At 66.6% G+C, this 16,103-nt stretch carries 15 protein-coding genes; 8 read left to right on the top strand and 7 right to left on the bottom strand.

The genetic code is table 11. The annotated features are described in order from the left end of the window. Positions 1-25: 25 nt before the first annotated feature. Both ACXJKM_RS14045 and tsaE read right to left on the bottom strand, forming a co-directional pair. Entirely contained in the window at positions 26-1,402 is a 1,377-nt protein-coding gene (locus ACXJKM_RS14045) for an N-acetylmuramoyl-L-alanine amidase (RefSeq protein WP_457353061.1), read from the bottom strand. Beyond that, positions 1,399-1,875, bottom strand: a complete 477-nt coding sequence (gene tsaE, locus ACXJKM_RS14040; RefSeq protein ID WP_457353059.1) for a tRNA (adenosine(37)-N6)-threonylcarbamoyltransferase complex ATPase subunit type 1 TsaE — start codon at positions 1,873-1,875, stop codon at positions 1,399-1,401. The genes ACXJKM_RS14045 and tsaE overlap by 4 nt, the downstream gene beginning before the upstream one ends. Between tsaE and queG the strand changes: the two genes are divergently transcribed. The 5 genes from queG (at position 1,876) to ACXJKM_RS14015 (ending at position 8,169) form a co-directional block, all read left to right on the top strand. Then, the gene (gene queG / locus ACXJKM_RS14035; RefSeq protein WP_457353057.1) at positions 1,876-3,012 is read left to right on the top strand and encodes a tRNA epoxyqueuosine(34) reductase QueG; all 1,137 of its coding nucleotides are present in this window, start codon (positions 1,876-1,878) and stop codon (positions 3,010-3,012) included. It begins immediately after the preceding gene. Beyond that, positions 3,009-3,611 (top strand): chalcone isomerase family protein, encoded by a 603-nt coding sequence (locus ACXJKM_RS14030; protein ID WP_082532890.1) that lies wholly within the window; start codon positions 3,009-3,011, stop codon positions 3,609-3,611. The genes queG and ACXJKM_RS14030 overlap by 4 nt, the downstream gene beginning before the upstream one ends. Positions 3,612-3,648: 37 nt before the next feature. Beyond that, positions 3,649-4,623, top strand: coding sequence for a tripartite tricarboxylate transporter substrate binding protein BugE (locus ACXJKM_RS14025; RefSeq protein WP_457353055.1), 975 nt, complete (start codon positions 3,649-3,651; stop codon positions 4,621-4,623). 140 nt (positions 4,624-4,763) lie between these two features. Continuing rightward, positions 4,764-5,642: a site-specific tyrosine recombinase XerD gene (gene xerD / locus ACXJKM_RS14020; RefSeq protein WP_457353262.1), complete on the top strand. Its 879-nt coding sequence runs from the start codon at positions 4,764-4,766 to the stop codon at positions 5,640-5,642. Positions 5,643-5,799: 157 nt separating this feature from the next. Next, on the top strand, positions 5,800-8,169 hold the full coding sequence (locus tag ACXJKM_RS14015) for a TonB-dependent receptor plug domain-containing protein (RefSeq protein ID WP_457353053.1): 2,370 nt from the start codon (positions 5,800-5,802) through the stop codon (positions 8,167-8,169). Positions 8,170-8,324: 155 nt separating this feature from the next. Here the strand turns inward: ACXJKM_RS14015 and ACXJKM_RS14010 are convergent, their stop codons facing one another. Then, positions 8,325-8,999: a glycosyltransferase gene (locus ACXJKM_RS14010; RefSeq protein WP_457353051.1), complete on the bottom strand. Its 675-nt coding sequence runs from the start codon at positions 8,997-8,999 to the stop codon at positions 8,325-8,327. A 188-nt stretch (positions 9,000-9,187) separates the two neighbouring features. Here ACXJKM_RS14010 and ACXJKM_RS14005 point away from each other — a divergent pair, with 188 nt between their 5' ends. Next, complete coding sequence (locus ACXJKM_RS14005) at positions 9,188-9,790, top strand: MarC family protein (protein WP_056201623.1); 603 nt, start codon at positions 9,188-9,190, stop codon at positions 9,788-9,790. A gap of 24 nt (positions 9,791-9,814) precedes the next feature. On the opposite strand, the gene ACXJKM_RS14000 is transcribed toward ACXJKM_RS14005, so the two are convergent. Together ACXJKM_RS14000 and ACXJKM_RS13995 are read right to left on the bottom strand one after the other, a co-directional pair. Then, a complete protein-coding gene (locus ACXJKM_RS14000; RefSeq protein WP_200946909.1) occupies positions 9,815-9,964 on the bottom strand; it encodes a hypothetical protein in 150 nt (49 codons plus the stop codon). A 35-nt stretch (positions 9,965-9,999) separates the two neighbouring features. Then, positions 10,000-10,551 carry a GNAT family N-acetyltransferase gene (locus ACXJKM_RS13995; RefSeq protein ID WP_056201626.1) on the bottom strand — a complete coding sequence of 184 codons (552 nt, stop codon included), beginning with the start codon at positions 10,549-10,551 and terminating at the stop codon, positions 10,000-10,002. A 278-nt stretch (positions 10,552-10,829) separates the two neighbouring features. Between ACXJKM_RS13995 and aceA the strand changes: the two genes are divergently transcribed. Both aceA and ACXJKM_RS13985 read left to right on the top strand, forming a co-directional pair. Beyond that, a complete protein-coding gene (gene aceA / locus ACXJKM_RS13990; protein ID WP_457353049.1) occupies positions 10,830-12,128 on the top strand; it encodes an isocitrate lyase in 1,299 nt (432 codons plus the stop codon). A 118-nt stretch (positions 12,129-12,246) separates the two neighbouring features. Beyond that, the gene (locus ACXJKM_RS13985) at positions 12,247-13,107 is read left to right on the top strand and encodes a hypothetical protein (protein ID WP_457353047.1); all 861 of its coding nucleotides are present in this window, start codon (positions 12,247-12,249) and stop codon (positions 13,105-13,107) included. 161 nt (positions 13,108-13,268) lie between these two features. Here ACXJKM_RS13985 and ACXJKM_RS13980 read toward each other — a convergent pair whose 3' ends face one another. Together ACXJKM_RS13980 and ACXJKM_RS13975 are read right to left on the bottom strand one after the other, a co-directional pair. Next, on the bottom strand, positions 13,269-14,819 hold the full coding sequence (locus ACXJKM_RS13980; protein WP_056201632.1) for a methyl-accepting chemotaxis protein: 1,551 nt from the start codon (positions 14,817-14,819) through the stop codon (positions 13,269-13,271). 128 nt (positions 14,820-14,947) lie between these two features. Continuing rightward, complete coding sequence (locus ACXJKM_RS13975; RefSeq protein ID WP_457353045.1) at positions 14,948-16,087, bottom strand: iron-containing alcohol dehydrogenase; 1,140 nt, start codon at positions 16,085-16,087, stop codon at positions 14,948-14,950. Between the last annotated feature and the right edge of the window lie 16 nt (positions 16,088-16,103).

Below are 16,103 nucleotides of genomic sequence, written 5' to 3'. Positions count from 1 at the left end.
GCGATCTTCGCAAAAGCAAGCACGACTACAACGTCGTGCTCCGCTTCCTTGCCATCGGCGGATTCTTCGCAAAGTACCTCGCGATGCCCGAGGCCAACGCGTCCACCAGTTCATCCTGATAGTCCGGGTCGCGCAGCTTCTTCTCTTCCTCCGGGTTGGAGATGAACGCCGTCTCGACCAGGATGCTCGGAATGTCCGGCGCCTTCAGCACCGCAAAACCCGCCTGCTCGACCTTGGCCTTGTGCAGCTTGCCGATCTTGCCGATCTGGCCCAGCACCTCGCCGCCGAGCTTGAGGCTGTCCTTGATCTGCGCCGTGGTGCTCATGTCGAGCAGGGCGCGAAGCACGTTGGCGTCCTTAGTGGCGGCGCCGACGTTGACGCCGCCGACCATGTCGGCCGCGTTCTCGCGGTTGGCCATCCAGCGTGCGGCGGCGCTCGTCGCGGCGCCGTCGCTGAGCACAAACACCGAGGCGCCGCGCGCCTGCGGCGTCAAGAAGGCGTCGGCATGGATGGAGACGAACAGGTCGGCCTGCACGCGGCGCGCCTTGTGCACGCGGTCCTGCAGCGGCACAAAGAAGTCGGCGTCGCGTGTCATCAGCACGCGGATGTTCGGATTGGTCTGGAGCCGCTTACGCAGCTTGAGGCCGACCGCCAGGACGACATCCTTCTCACGCAGGCCTGAGGGGCCGACGGCGCCGGGGTCTTCGCCGCCGTGGCCGGGGTCCAGCGCAATGATGATGAGGCGGTCGATCTTGGGCTCGACGGCAGGGGCGGGCACTGGTGCGGGTTTGGACGCGGCCTGCGCGGGCGGCGCCAAGGGTGCCGAGGCTGCCGGCGCTGGCGGACGCTCGATCTTCTGGATCAGGTCACCGAGGGCATCGTTGACGGCGCTGGCCGCAGCCTCGGCGCGCTGGGCCGGGGAGGGCGTCGCAGCGGCAGACGGCTTCTTGTCGCGCTCCTGCGCCAAGGCCAGCAGCGGGTCGGCCTCGAACTTGGGGTGGAGGTCGAAGACGAGACGGTTCTTGTAGGCGGCCACCGGCGCCAGCGTGAAGATCTGTGGTGCCGCGGGCTGGCGCAGGTCCAGCACGATGCGCACGACGGTGGGCGTGTTCTGGCCGACGCGCACGCCGGTGATGTAGGGGTCGTCGGCCTTGACCTTGCCGATCAGCTCGCGCAGCCCCGGGCTCAGCTCCAGGCCGTCGATGTCGATGACGAGACGGTGGGGCGAGTCGACGAGGAAATGCTTGACCGCCAGCGGCTGGTCGGACTCGATGGTGACGCGGGTGTATTCCTGTGCCGGCCAGACGCGCACGGCGACGATGCTGGCCTGGCTGCCCGCCGCCAGCGTGTCGGGCGCCTTCAGCAGCAGGGCGAGCAGCCCCAAGGTTTCGCGGCGCTTCATGCCAGGGCTCCCACGAGTCGGGCGTCGCCAACCGCGTGCACGCTTCGACTGTCGTCGGGCATCAGCTCGATGAAGAGCTGCAGATCAGCCGCGGGCAGCTGGCCGGCCGCCTTCTCGGGCCATTCGCAGAGCTTGAGGCCGGGTGCAGCGAAGACGTCGCGAAAGCCAGCGTCTTCCCACTCGCGCGGGTCGCCGAAGCGGTAGAAGTCGAAGTGGCTGGCAGTGTTGCCTCCCGCGGATTCAGGCAGCTCATAGCTCTCCATGACGGCATAGCTGGGGCTCTTGATGCGGCCTTGCACGCCCAGCGCGCGCAGCAGGAGGCGCACGAAGGTCGTCTTGCCGGCGCCGAGCGAGCCGTGCAGCTCGATCAGCGCGTTGGGGGAGGGCAGCAGTACCGCCGCGAGGCGTCCGGCGGTGGCCTGGGCCGCGGCCTCGTCGGGCCACAGCAGATCGGTTTCTAAAATCGGTGCCAAATGCAAGAAGTCCCGTCCACTGTCGATGCCGCCGCGCTGTTGATCCGTTTGCGCGGCTGGGCGCATGAGCTGGGATTCTCACAGATCGCCGTGGCCGACGTGGACCTCAGCAGCGCCGAGCCGGGCCTGCAGGCCTGGCTGGACGCCGGCCACCATGGCCGCATGCACTACATGGCCAGCCACGGCATGAAGCGTGCGCGCCCGGCCGAGCTGGTGCCGGGCACGCTGCGCGTCATCACGGCGCGCATGGACTATCTGCCCCAGGCCACCGAGCCGGGCTGGCAGGCCGTCGAATGGGCTGGCTTGGCCCAGCCGGAGCAAGCGCAGATCTCGATCTATGCCCGCGGCCGGGACTATCACAAGGTGCTGCGCCAGCGGCTGCAGAAGCTCGCCGAGAAGCTGGAGGCCGAAGTCGGCCCGCTGGGCTATCGCGTCTTCACCGACTCGGCGCCGGTGCTGGAGGTCGAACTGGCCGCGCGCTCGGGCCTGGGCTGGCGTGGCAAGCACACCTTGACGCTGCACCGCGAGGCCGGCTCGATGTTCTTCCTGGGCGAGCTCTTCATCGATCTGGCCCTGCCGTTGACCGAAGCCGTCAGCGCGCATTGCGGCGAATGCCGGGCCTGCATCGATGTCTGCCCGACTGCCGCGATCACCGCACCCTACCGCATCGACGCCCGGCGTTGCATCTCTTACCTGACCATCGAACACGATGGGCCGATACCCGTCGAACTGCGCCCTTTGCTGGGCAATCGCGTCTATGGCTGCGATGACTGCCAACTGGCCTGCCCATGGAACAAGTTCGCGCAGCCCGCCGTGCTGGCCGACTTCGACGTGCGCCCAGGCATGGCGGGCGAGCCAATTGCCACGCTGCTTGGATGGGGCGAAAGCGAATTCCTGCGCCGCACGGAAGGCTCGGCCATCCGCCGCATCGGTTTCGCCCGCTGGCAGCGCAATCTGGCGGTGGCGGCGGGCAATGCCTTGCGGGTCCGCGACGACTCGACTCTGCGCGCCGCGTTGCAGCAAGCAGGGCACGGCGCCGACGAAGTGGTGACCGAGCACATCGCCTGGGCCTTGTCCGCGCCGGAGTCGCCTGCCGCGTTATCGTCCGGCCCGCTGACCGTTGGAGCCCGTGAATGACTTTGTCCATCCGCCGCCGTGCGGCCGTTCTCGCCCTGGCCGCAGCCGCATCCATGCCCGCCCGCGCTGTCCGCTATGAAAACCAGGACTTTCCCGACACGCTGCAGCTCGGCGGCAGCACCCTGGTGTTGAACGGTACCGGCAAGCGCCAGGTGGCCATCTACCCGCTCTATCTCGCGGCCCTTTACCTGCCACAAAAGGCGGCGGCGCCCGACGCCATCTACGCCGAGGCCGGCCCCAAGCGGCTGGAGATGCGCATCGTCATTCCGCTCGTGAAGGACGTGTCGACGCAGGAATTCGTCAAGGCCATCGGCAAGGGGGTGAATCGCAACTCCACCGAGGCCGAGAAGGCGGCGGTTGCCGAGCGTCTGAAGCAGTTCAACACGGCCATCGCCGACGTGGGCCGCGTGAAGAAGGGCGACCTGTTGCACATCGACTATCTGCCCACCCAGGGTGGCACCGTCCTGTCGGTCAATGGCAAGGTCTGGGGCAAGCCCATCGAGGGCCAGGACTTCTACACGGCCTTCCTGAAGGTCTTCCTTGGCGACAGCAACAGCGATGCCCGGTTGCGTGCCGGCCTGCTGGGTCAGCCGTCCTGAACTAGCATCGCCCCATCAAACCAAGGAGACCGACTTCATGCAACGCCGTTCCGTCCTCCAAGCCGCCGCACTCGCCAGCCTCGGCCCCTTCGGGCATCTGGCCTGGGCGCAGGGCTACCCCGCTAAACCCATCCGCCTGATCGTGCCGTTCGCACCAGGCGGCACGACGGACATCATTGCCCGCATCGTCGCTGAGCGCATGTCCAGCGTCCTGGGCCAGACCATGGTGGTCGACAACAAGGCCGGCGGCGGCGGCACAGTCGGCGCGATGGAAATCGTGCGCTCCGCGCCCGACGGCTACACACTGGGCATGGCCACGGTGTCGACGACGGCGGCCAACCCGGCGATCAATCCCAAGATCGCCTACAACCCGCTGACCGACTTCACGCCCATCATCAACGTCGCGGCRACGCCCAACGTCATTGCSGTGCACCCSAGCTTYCCGGCGCGCGACTACAAGAGCTTCGTCGCCGAACTCAAGAAGAACCCGGCCAAGCACAGCTACGCGACCTCCGGCACCGGCGGCATCGGCCACCTGCAGATGGAGCTCTACAAGACGCTGGCCGGCGTCTTCGTGCTGCACATCCCCTACCGCGGCGCCGGCCCTGCCCTGAACGACACGGTGGCCGGCCAGGTGCCGATGATCTTCGACAACCTGCCCTCGGCCTTGCCCTTCATCAAGGACGGCCGCCTCATTCCCATCGTCGTCGCCGCACCGCAGCGCCTGGCGGCGTTGCCGAATGTGCCGACCTTCAAGGAAGTCGGCCTGGAGGCCGTCAACCGGCTGGCCTATTACGGCATCCACGGCCCCAAGGGCCTGCCGCGCGACATCGTCGACAAGGTGCACGATGGGGTCAAGAAGGCGCTGGAGATCCCCGACGTCAAGAAGCGCATCGAGGACACCGGCTCGCTGATCGTGGCCAACACGCCCGAGCAGTTCGCGGCGCAGATTGCGGCGGAGTTCGAGGTCTACAAGAAGGTCGTGGCGGCACAGAAGCTCAAGCTTGATTGAAGTAGCGCCCCTCGTCCAAGGACTACCTTGGCCGGTCCCCCGAGGGGACGGCGATGCTTGCCGGATTGACCGGCAAGCACATCGCCAAAGCGGGCCGGCTAGGGAGCGGCCCGGCGCTCGGCCCGAATGCGGGATGCGCCATGGCCATTGATGCGGGCATCGAGAGTTTCATCGAGGCGCTCTGGCTGGAAGACGGCCTGAGCGCCAACACGCAGGCGGCCTACCGGCGCGACCTGTCCGCGCTGGCGGCCTGGCTGGCGCCCGCCTCGCTGGATGCCTGCACCGAGCTGAAGCTGTTCGAGTACGCCGCCGCCAAACCGGCCGGCAAGGCCACGAGCTCGAATCGCCGGCTGTCGGTCTTCAAGCGCTATTTCCGCTGGGCGCTGCGCGAGGGCCGCGTCCAGGCCGACCCGACGCTCAAGCTGACGACGGCCAAGCAGCCGCTGCGCGTGCCCAAGCTGCTCAGCGAGGCCCAGGTCAGCGCGCTGCTGGATGCGCCGGATGTCGACACGCCGCTGGGGCTGCGTGATCGCGCGATGCTGGAGCTGATGTATGCCAGCGGCCTGCGCGTGTCCGAACTCGTCACGCTCAAGAGCGCCCATGTCGCCTTCAAGGACGCGGTGCTGCACGTCACCGGCAAGGGCAGCAAGGCCCGCCTCGTGCCCTTTGGCGAGCACGCAAGGGACTGGATGACGCGCTATCTGCGCGAGGCCCGCGCCGAGATCCTGGCCGGCCAGAGCAGCGACGACCTCTTCGTGACCGCCCGCGGCGCCGGCATGACGCGGCAGATGTTCTGGACCCTGATCAAGCGACACGCGCTGGCGGCCGGCATCACCGTGCCGCTGTCGCCGCACACGCTGCGCCACGCCTTTGCCACGCATCTGCTCAATCATGGTGCGGATCTGCGTGCCGTGCAGCTGCTTCTAGGGCATGCCGATCTGTCGACGACGCAGATCTACACCCATGTGGCGCGGGAGCGCCTCAAAGCCTTGCACGCCGAGCACCATCCGCGGGGCTGAGCGCGGCGGATTCTCGTTTTCCCGCCCTCGGGTTGCACCGAAGCTTCGTTCGTTTCGTTGGTTTCAAACCTGTCGGCGGGCCACAACACCCACCTTCACGGGCCTGTTACGAGGGGCAAACTCCGCCGCCATCACAAATCGATCACGGAGTCCTTCCATGCACGCCACCCGCCTGCTGCCGACCGCGCTTGCCGCCATCACCCTCTTTGCCACCGCCTCAGCCCTGGCCCAGGAAGCCAGCAACCTCGAGCGCGTGACAGTCATCGGCTCCCGCAAGAGCCTGCCCGCCGCGTCCAGCACCGACACGCTGGTGCCTGTCGACATCTATTCGATGAGCAAGATCACCGAGGGCGGGGGTCAGTTCGATCTGGCGCAGACGCTGCAATACCTGTCGCCGTCCTTCAACTCGACGCGCCAGACCGGCGCTGACGGTGCCGACCTGATCGACTCGGCGGCCCTGCGTGGCCTGGGCTCGGACCAGACCCTGGTGCTCGTCAACGGCAAGCGCCGCCACACCGTGGCCCTGGTCAACTTGTTCGGCGCGCGCAACCGTGGCGCGACGGGCACGGACATGAATGCCTTGCCGCTGCTGGCCATCGACAACGTGCAGGTGCTGCGTGACGGCGCGGCGGCCCAGTACGGCTCAGACGCCATTGCCGGCGTCGTCAACATCCAGCTGAAGAAGAAGGCCGGCTGCGAGGCCGTGGCGGGCTATGGCCAGTACTCGGCGGGCGACGGCAAGAACTACCTCGCCTCTGCCTATTGCGGCATCAAGCTCGGCGACGGCTCGCTGGGCATCACCGGCGAATGGCAGGACCGTGGCCGTTCCAACCGCAACGACCCCAACGACGAGAAGGTCGGCCCCCGCACCATTGGCGACACCGCGGTCACGAACAAGACGGTCTATCTGAACGGCGAGTTCCCGCTGGCGGCCGAGAACAAGCTCTACGTCACCGCCGGTGCGCAGAACCGCGATGCGTCGTCCGGCGCCTGGGCGCGCGGCGGCGTCGGCTCCAGCGACGTGCCGTCGCGCAACTCCGCCGCGATGTACCCTGACGGCTTCGTGCCCTTCATCAACGGCAAGATCGAGGACCGCTATGTCAGCGTCGGCTGGAAGTCGGCCTTTGTCGGCTGGGACACCGATCTGTCGCAGACCTATGGCTCCAACAAGATGCGCTACAACATCAGCAACACGCTGAACGCGTCCATCGCCAACAAGGATCTGCTGGATGGCGGCAAGGGCATCAGCCCGTCCAGCTTTGACGCCGGCGGCTTCGGCTTCAGCCAGGCGACGACCAACTTCGATGTCAGCCGCTTCTTCCCAGACCTGCTCGGGGGCAGCAACATCGCCTTCGGCGCCGAGTACCGCAAAGAGAAATACGACATCGTCGCTGGCGAACTGGGCTCGTACCAGGACGCCGACGGCCTGAACTTCGGCGGCATCGCCGGCAGCCAGGGCTTCCCGGGCTTTCAGCCGGTCGACATGACCAACCGCAGCCGCAACAGCCAGGCGCTGTATGCCGATTGGGAAGCCAGCTTCACGCCCAGCCTGACAGTCGACGCAGCCATCCGTGCTGAGCACTACAGCGACTTCGGCTCCGAGACCACCGCCAAGCTGGCGGCCAGCTACAAGCTCAGCAAGGAAGTGCTGCTGCGGAGCGCGGCCAGCACGGGTTTCCGCGCCCCCAGTCTGCAGCAGCTCTACTTCTCGTCCACCTTCACCGACTTCATCAGCGGCAAGCCCGTGCAGGTGAAGCTGGCCCCGAACGGCAGCGCCATCCCGCTGGCCGCGGGTGTGCCGCCGCTGAAGCAGGAGAAGTCCAAGAACTTCACGCTCGGCCTCACCGTCAAGCCGAGCGCCGACACCTCGCTCACTGTCGACCTCTACCAGATCAACATCCGAGACCGCATCGTGCTGTCCGGCCGCTTCACGGCCAGCAACTACCCGCCGCTGGCACCGCTGTTGACCAGCCAGGGTGTCGAGCAGACCGCCTTCTTCGTCAACTCCATCAACACGCGCACCCGCGGCTTGGACCTGACCGCGTCCAACCGCATGAAGCTGGGCGCGGGTCAACTCAGCACTTTCCTGGCGCTGAACATCAGCCGCACGACGGTGACGGCCATCCACGCGCCGGCAGCGCTGAAGGGGTACGAGGATGTGCTGCTGTCGACGCGCGAGCGCCTCTTCATCGAGGAGGCCGGCCCGCGGGCCAAGGGCACGCTGGGCTTCGAGTACGCCCAGGGCGCCTGGACGGGTGAGGCCAAGATCATCCACTTCGGCAAGCAGACGCAGGGCGCTTTCACCGAAGGCATGACGCTGAACTACAAGCCCAAGACCTCGATGGACCTGGGCGCCACCTGGCAGGCCACGCCGGCGCTGAAGCTCAGCATCGGTGGCAACAACGTCTTCAACGTGAAGCCGTCGCGCCAGGACCCGTTCGAGACCGACAACGGCTTCTACTACGACAGCGTGCAGTTCGGCCTGAATGGCGCGTCCTACTACGCGCGGGCTTACTACAAGTTCTGAGCCCGGACAAAAGCACGGTAGCTGCGGACTGTGCAACGCCTGCGACGGCCCGCCGACATGCAAGTCGGCGGGCATGATCGTGCAACCCTTGCTTGGTGATCCGCGTCGAGGCGCAGCTGCCGTTCAGGCCCGTTGTGGACTGAGCGCTGCCCGCCTCATGCGCCCCATTTGGCGAGGTATTTGTCGTAGTTTTCTCGCCAGTCGGGCGAGCCGGCGCGTCCGCTGCTCTGGTGAGTGATGGCGATCGGCCAGGTGGCCAGCCACAGCCCGGCCTGACGGGCGCTGCGGCAAAAGTCCATGTCGTAGAAGTGGAAGTCGAAGCGCTCGTCAAAACGAACTTGTCGTTCCCTGAGCAGGTCACGCCGGGTGGCGAGCAGCACGCCATCCAACAGCTCGCAGCTGGCCGGCACCGGGCCGAAGTGGGCGACCTTGCCAAAAGCCTGCTGCCCATGGCAGACCGTGCCGCTGAGGTGCTCGGCGGCATCCCATTCGAAGCGCGGGGTCGGAAAAGCCCATGAGGGCTGCCCCGGCACGCGGCGGCGGTTGCCTGCCACGCCGATGATGTCCACCGCGTTCACGGCAGCCGACACGTGTTCGAAAAAGAAGTGATCGTCCAGCCAGACGTCGTCGTGGATGAATACCAGGATCGGCTCGGCGTCGGCGGCGTCGATGCGCTCGTTGTAGACCGACGGCAAACCCCTACGGTTCTCGAAGGCAATGCGTGGTTTCAGTCGGTGGTCATGCGATATGCGCTGCAACGACAGACCCAGTGCTGAGCGGGTCCAGAAGTCGTGAGAGGTCAGGCGCGTTGCGCAAATCAGATCCATCATGCGTCGTGAATCCAGGTGAACCTGTTGTCGTTGGCGAGGCGGCGTAGTCTAGCGATGGCCTTCGGGCTCCTGAGGCGCGAGGCTCGCCGCTGACGTAGTGCTGCGCGGGAAGCGCCTGGCGTGCTTTGTGCCCGCGCTGTAGCGCCGCGTGCCAGCCTTTTCGACAGGGCGGCGGGGACAATGAATCGATGGACCACAGCTTCCTCTCCGCCCTGATCCTGCTGCTGCTGGTGCTCGACCCGCTCGGCAGCCTGCCCGTGTTCATTCCCATCATGCGTGCGGTGCCCAAGGAGCGCCGCACGCGGGTGGCGTTGCGCGAGGTGGGCATCGCCTTCTGCGTGCTGTTTGCCTTCATGTTCCTGGGCGAGGGCTTCCTGCGCGTGATGCACCTGTCGGAGCGCTCGCTCGAGGTGGCTGGCGGCGTGATTCTGGTGATCATCGCCATCCGCATGATCTTCGGCAGCTCGGGCGAATCGGCCTATGGCCTGGAGCCCGGCAAGGAGCCGCTGATCTTTCCGCTGGCCGTGCCGCTGCTGGCTGGGCCATCGGCCATGGCCACGGTCTTGCTGCTGGCGTCCCGCCAGCCTGACCGCATTTACGAGTGGATTGGTGCGCTCAGCGCGGCCCTGCTGGTCTCAGGCCTGGTGCTCGTGCTGGCGGACCGCATCCGCAAGCTGCTCGGCGACTCGGTGGTCTCGGCCATCGAGAAGCTGATGGGCCTGGTGCTGACCGCGATCGCGGTCGAGATGGTGCTGGCCGGCCTGAAGCGCTACTTCGTCGGCGGTTTGTAGCCGCTGGCCGGCCAGCGGTCGGCCTTACTTGTTCTTGAGCTTGGCTTCCTTGCCCTTGGGCAGGACGGCCGTCATCGGTGGCACCGGGCGATCCGAGCCCGCCGCCTTGCCGGGGCCCGTGTCCTTCTTGGGTTTCTTCGTCATCTTGTTGCCGCGTTGTTCGGTGTTGGCCATAGGTCCTCCGTGCAGAGTGATTGCGAGAAACCGAACTATGCCTCAGCGTCGTAGCGTGTTTTAGCTGGGCTGGCCGCCCATTGCGCCGCGGTGATGTCGTAGCGCCTGCAATCCATGTCATACCAGCGGCCGTTGCCGGTGAAGGTCATGCCCAGGCGCTCCATGACGGTGGAGGAGGGCGTGTTCTCGGGCTGGCAGACGGCGCAGATCAACTCCGGCTTGAGCGTCTTGAACGCCCAGCCGACCATGTGGCGGGCTGCTTCGCTGGCATAGCCCACGCCCCAGGCATCCTGGCGCAGCCGCCAGCCGGTCTCCAGCGGCCCCGCCGGGTCGCGGTTCAAGTGCTGGATGCAGCCGGTGCCGATCAGGTCGCCGTTGTCCTGGCGGATGAAACCCCACCAGGAATAGCCGAACTCGGCCCAGCGGGCCTTCACGCGGTCGATCATGGACTGCGTGTCTTCCGGCGTGTCAGGCCGGCCGGTGATGTAGCGCATGACGACGGGGTCGCTGTTCAGGCGGTACAGGGCCTCGAAATGGCTGTCGTTCAGCGGCTCAAGGCGCAGCCGAGGGGTCACGAGAAGGGTCATGGCACGCAGCCTGAGTGGGTCATGGTTGGACGCATTCTGAAGCGGTGCGTTCTCACGATTCGAAAGTCACTTTTCAAATCGTGAAAAGCAACCATGGTGCGCTGCCGCAATATTTCTCATTATGGTGAATGGCATTTCTTGATTTGAAAAATAAAACATAAGCCATTGTTTTTAAATGACAAAGTTTTTCGTCTTATATAAGACTAGCGGCTTCACAAGGCCAGGTCCAAGGCCTAGTCTTGCACCATCGGTTTTCGATGTTCAGCAAGGAGCTTTTCATGACCCGCCTCACCCGTGACCAACAGATCGCCGCCCTGGAAAAAGACTGGGCCGAGAACCCCCGTTGGAAGGGCATCACCCGCGGCTACAGCGCCGCCGACGTCGTGCGCCTGCGCGGCTCCATCGAGATCGAACACACGCTGGCCAAGCGCGGTGCCGAGAAGCTCTGGGGCCTGGTGAACACCGAGCCTTTCGTCAATGCCCTGGGCGCCCTGACCGGCAACCAGGCCATGCAGCAGGTCAAGGCCGGCSTSAARGCCATCTAYCTGTCSGGCTGGCAAGTCGCCGGTGACGCCAACAGCAATGGCGAGATGTATCCCGACCAGTCGCTGTACTCGGTGGACTCGGTGCCCAAGGTCGTCAAGAAGATCAACGCCACCTTCCAGCGCGCCGACCAGATCCAGTGGAGCGAAGGCAAGGACGACATCGACTTCTTCGCCCCCATCGTGGCCGACGCCGAAGCGGGCTTTGGCGGCGTGCTGAACGCCTTCGAGCTGATGAAGGCCATGATCGAGGCCGGTGCCGCGGGCGTGCACTTCGAAGACCAGCTTGCCAGCGCCAAGAAGTGCGGCCACATGGGCGGCAAGGTGCTCGTGCCCACCCGTGAGGCCGTGGCCAAGCTCGTCGCCGCCCGCCTGGCTGCCRACGTCATGGGCACGCCCACGCTGCTGGTCGCCCGTACCGACGCCGAAGCCGGCGACCTCGTCACCGCCGACATCGACGACAACGACAAGCCGTTCTGCACCGGCGAGCGCACCGTCGAAGGCTTCTACCGTACCCGCAACGGCCTGGACCAGGCCATCAGCCGCGGCCTGGCGTACGCGCCCTATGCCGACCTGATCTGGTGCGAGACCGGCAAGCCCGACCTGGCCTTCGCCAAGGCCTTCGCCGACGCCATCCATGCCAAGTTCCCTGGCAAGCTGCTGGCCTACAACTGCTCGCCGAGCTTCAACTGGAAGAAGAACCTGGACGACGCGACCATCGCCAAGTTCCAGCGCGAACTGGGTGCCCTGGGGTACAMGTTCCAGTTCATCACGCTGGCCGGCTTCCAYRSCCTGAACTACTCGATGTTCGAACTGGCCCATGGCTACGCCCGTCACCAGATGAGCGCTTTCGTCGAGCTTCAAGAGAASGAATTCGCCGCCGCCGAGAAGGGCTTCACCGCKGTCAAGCACCAGCGCGAAGTCGGCACCGGCTACTTCGACGCCGTCACGACGACCATCGAGGCCAACGCTTCCACGGCCGCGCTGAAGGGCTCGACGGAAGACGAGCAGTTCTTCGACGCCAAGCACGGTTAAATCAGTCGGCTTCAACTCCTGACTTTTGTGGCCCGCTTCGGCGGGCCTTTTTTATGGCGTTGTGAGTGTTTGCCCGGTCGTCACGGTCGTGTCATATTCATGTCAAACACTCGTGGCCATGAACAACACAACGACAACAAAGTTCAGCCTCGCAAATCGCCTGAGCGCCTGGGTCGGCCAGCGACGCGAGACCCGTTTCCAGCAGGCGCTGCGCCGCCAGTGCCCGCCGGCCACGCTGGCCGCCGAGCAGATCCCGCCCGCGGTTCGCGAGGCCTGGATGCGGCAAGCCCCCGATGACTTTCCCGGCCTTGCCGTCGATGACGCGGCCTGGTTGCGCTGCTCCACAGGCCTGGCCCAGTTCTTCGAGGCCTGCCGGCTGCAGCAGGCTCAGGGCCCGTGTGCCTTGCCCAGCAAGGCGGCGGATTCGGTGTGGCATGTCTGGCTGCAAACGGATGCTGGCGGGCTGGCTGCCTGGCAGCAACGCTACTTCGGCCAGCACGTCGAACACCGCGAAGCCGAGGCGCTGGGCGCGCCCCTGGATGAATGCCTGGCCCGCACCTGGGCCGGCGCCTGTCGCAGCGAAGGGCGCAGCCTGATCGCCCAGCGGCTGCCCTTCCTGTTCGCGCTCGACGGCCTGATGCGCCTGCCCACCGGCTGGGCCTATGGTCATGAGCGCGGTGTGCTGGTGCATCGCCAGATCGATGGCTTTGGTCAGCTCAGCGGCAGCTCGACGACCCATGCCGCTCTCGGTGCTGCCGGGTTGGCGGGCCTGGGGCTGCTCAGTGCCGCAGAGGCCCAGGCGATGCAGCGCCGCCGTGATGACAGCGGCAGCGGCGATGGCGGATTCAACTGGGGCTACAGCTTCAGCGATGGCGGCAGCAGCGACTGTGGCAGCAGCGATGGCGGTGGAGCCAGCTGTGACGGCGGTGGCGGCAGCAGCTGCGGCGGCTCGGGCTGCGGAGGCGGCGGAGGCAGTTAGGGAAGCGCTGAACAAGTCCCTCGCGCGCAGCGCATCCCTGCTTTGGGCGGTCTGCGGCGTTGCAAATGCTCGCCATAGCAAGGGCTATGGCTGCGCGTTGCGCCTGGCAGCCCATCCCAAACCAGGGCGCGCTGCATCGCGGGGACTTATTCAGCGCTTCCTTAGCGCCGCGCCACCTGGAAGGTGCCGACCGCGCCGTTCAGCGTCGTCGCCTGTTCGCGCAGGCTCTCGGCCGCGGCGGTCGACTCCTCCACCAGGGCGGCGTTCTGCTGCGTGACCTGGTCGAGCTGGGCGATCGCGATATTGACCTGGGCGATGCCGTCGGACTGCTCGGCCGTGGCGGTCGTGATCTCGCCCATGATGTCCTTGACGCGTTGCACGGCGCCAACGAGTTCGCCCATCGTCTTGCCCGCCTCGGCCACCAGCCGCGAGCCCGCTTCCACGCGCTCGACACTGCTGCCGATCAGGCTCTTGATCTCCTTGGCCGCATCCGCCGAGCGGCCGGCCAGCGAGCGCACTTCGCTGGCGACAACCGCAAAGCCGCGCCCCTGTTCACCGGCTCGCGCCGCCTCGACGGCGGCATTCAGCGCCAGGATGTTGGTCTGGAAGGCGATGCCATCAATGACGCTGATGATGTCGGCGATCTTGCGCGAGCTGGCATTGATCTCGTCCATGGTGTGCACGACCTGGCCGACCACCTCGCCGCCCCGCTGAGCCACGTTGGCGGCCGAGACCGCCAGCGTGTTCGCCTGGCCGGCTGACGCCGCCGACTGCTGCACTGTGCCGGTCAGCTCCTCCATCGCACTGGCCGTCTGCTCCAGGCTGGAGGCCGCCTTTTCTGTGCGGGCGCTCAGGTCCTGGTTGCCACTGGCGATCTCGGCCGACGCGGTGCCGATGGATTCGGCCGAATCGCGGATGCTGCCAATCGTCTGCGCCAGCGTTTCGCGCATGCGGCGCAGCGTCGTCTGCAGCTTGCCGATTTCGTCGGAGCGCGCAATCTGTCCCGCGCCCGAGCGCATCAGATTGCCGTCCGCCACGCGCTCGGCCAATTCGTTGGCTGCCGCCAGCGGCAGCGTGATGCTGCGCGTGATGGTCCAGGCTGCGGCCACGCCCAGGCCCAGCATGGCGAGGCCGAAACCCAGCAGCAGCAGGCGGCCGTTGCTGTTGGCGGCGTCGATGCCGGCCGCGGTCTGGTCGATGGCCTTGCGCTGGTAGTCCAGGAAGTCCTGCATCTTGGCCAGATAGACCTTGGAGCCGGGCACGAAGACATCGGTCAGCAGCTTGTCGGCCGCCTCGGCCTGGCCGTCCTTCTTGAGCTTGACGATCGTGTCGCGTGAATCGATGTAGATCTTGCGTGCCTTGCCGACTTCATCGAACAGCGTCTGCTCCTCGGGCGAGCGGATCAGCGCTTTCAGCTTGTCCTGCATCTCGCTGGACGACTTGGTGGACTGCGCCTGATCCTCCTTGAACAGCTCGACCAGCGAAGCGTCGGAGCTCTTGGCGATGGCCATGGTGCGGCGCACGCCCGAGTTGATGTTGCGGTTCCAGTCCGCAATCAGCCTCTCCTTGGTCAGCGGCTCGTCCATCATCTGACGCGTCGCCGCGGCCGTCGAGGCCAGCCGCCAGGACGCCAGCGCAATCACGCAGGCGGCCAATGCCAGCACCAGGGCGAAGCCGGCGGCCAGGCGCTTGCCGATGGATAGCTTGTTCATGATGTCTCCTGTCTTTTCGTCTCGACGCCGCGCCTGCGCGCGGGCAACGAAGCATGCTAGTGCGGCGTTACAAGCCGTGTCGGCCGCAAACTGGGACTTCGGTCACGCTGTCGCGATGAAAACGATGATCAACGCGATGCTGCCAGCAGCGCCCGGTATTCCTCGGCGCTCGCAATGCGCGGGTTGGTCTTGTGGCAGTGATCGACCAGGGCGCGTTCGATGATGCGGTCGTCCAGCTCGGGGCCGACCTCCATGGCCGCGAGCCCGCTGGGCAAGCCCAGGCGGGCATTCAATGCGCTGATCGCGCCGGCCACCGCATCGGCGTCGCTGCCGGCCAGCCCCATGGCCTGCGCCAGCCGTTCGATGCGCCGCTCGCGCCGCACGCTGTCGGCCTCGGCATTGAAGCGGATCACGGCCGGCAGGAAGACCGCGTTCAGCGTGCCGTGGTGCAGGCGCGGGTTCAGGCCGCCCAGTGCATGGCTCAGCGAGTGCACCGCGCCCAGGCCCTTCTGGAAAGCCATCGCGCCATGCACGCTGGCGCACATCATGTCCATGCGCGCATCCCGGTCCTGGCCGTCGCGCGTGGCCTGTTCAATGGATTGCCAGCCCCGGCGCAGGCCTTCCAGCGCGATGCCATCGGCCGGCGGGTTGAAGGCCGGCGCGAGGAAGGTCTCGATGCAGTGGGCGATGGCGTCCATGCCGGTGGCGGCCGTCAGGCCCGGCGGCAGTTTCAGAGTCAGCGCCGGGTCGCAGATGGCCGCCTTGGGCAGCAGCTCCCAGTTGTGGAAGCCCAGCTTGCGGCCGTCGTCGACGATGATGATGGCGCCGCGCGCCACCTCGCTGCCAGTGCCCGCCGTCGTCGGCACGGCGATCAACGGCAGCACCTTGGGGCTGATGCGCCCGGCGCCGCCTTCGATGGTCGCGTAGTGCGTCAGCGGGCCCTCGTGCGTGGCGGCGATGGCCACGCCCTTGGCCAGGTCCATGCTGGAGCCGCCGCCGATGGCGAGCAGGCCGTCGCAGTCGAACTCCCGGGCCATCTGCGCCGCCAGCCGAACGGCGGCCTCGGTCGGGTTGGCGGGGGTGCGGTCGAACACGGGGGGCTTGACGTCGAAGGCTGCCAGCGCCTCGTCCAGCACGCCGGCTGCGCGCACGCCGGCGTCGGTGACGACGAGCGGGCGGCGGATGCCGATGCGCTCGCATTCGGCCGGCAGCAGGCGGCTGGCGCCGAACTCGAGCTCGATGCGGGTCAGGTAGAGGATCTGGGCCACGGCGCACTCCCTGCAA

Source organism: Roseateles sp. P5_D6 (assembly GCF_054049415.1).
This window is presented reverse-complemented; position numbering and strand designations above follow the sequence as displayed.

Bases quoted from the DNA above. Each gene is read 5' to 3' on its own strand.
- ACXJKM_RS14045 (WP_457353061.1), bottom strand. From the start codon at position 1,402: ATGAAGCGCCGCGAAACCTTGGGGCTGCTCGCCCTGCTGCTGAAGGCG.
- queG (WP_457353057.1), top strand. From the start codon at position 1,876: ATGCAAGAAGTCCCGTCCACTGTCGATGCCGCCGCGCTGTTGATCCGT.
- ACXJKM_RS14030 (WP_082532890.1), top strand. From the start codon at position 3,009: ATGACTTTGTCCATCCGCCGCCGTGCGGCCGTTCTCGCCCTGGCCGCA.
- xerD (WP_457353262.1), top strand. From the start codon at position 4,764: ATGGCCATTGATGCGGGCATCGAGAGTTTCATCGAGGCGCTCTGGCTG.
- ACXJKM_RS14015 (WP_457353053.1), top strand. From the start codon at position 5,800: ATGCACGCCACCCGCCTGCTGCCGACCGCGCTTGCCGCCATCACCCTC.
- ACXJKM_RS14010 (WP_457353051.1), bottom strand. From the start codon at position 8,999: ATGATGGATCTGATTTGCGCAACGCGCCTGACCTCTCACGACTTCTGG.
- ACXJKM_RS14005 (WP_056201623.1), top strand. From the start codon at position 9,188: ATGGACCACAGCTTCCTCTCCGCCCTGATCCTGCTGCTGCTGGTGCTC.
- ACXJKM_RS14000 (WP_200946909.1), bottom strand. From the start codon at position 9,964: ATGGCCAACACCGAACAACGCGGCAACAAGATGACGAAGAAACCCAAG.
- ACXJKM_RS13995 (WP_056201626.1), bottom strand. From the start codon at position 10,551: ATGACCCTTCTCGTGACCCCTCGGCTGCGCCTTGAGCCGCTGAACGAC.
- ACXJKM_RS13985 (WP_457353047.1), top strand. From the start codon at position 12,247: ATGAACAACACAACGACAACAAAGTTCAGCCTCGCAAATCGCCTGAGC.
- ACXJKM_RS13980 (WP_056201632.1), bottom strand. From the start codon at position 14,819: ATGAACAAGCTATCCATCGGCAAGCGCCTGGCCGCCGGCTTCGCCCTG.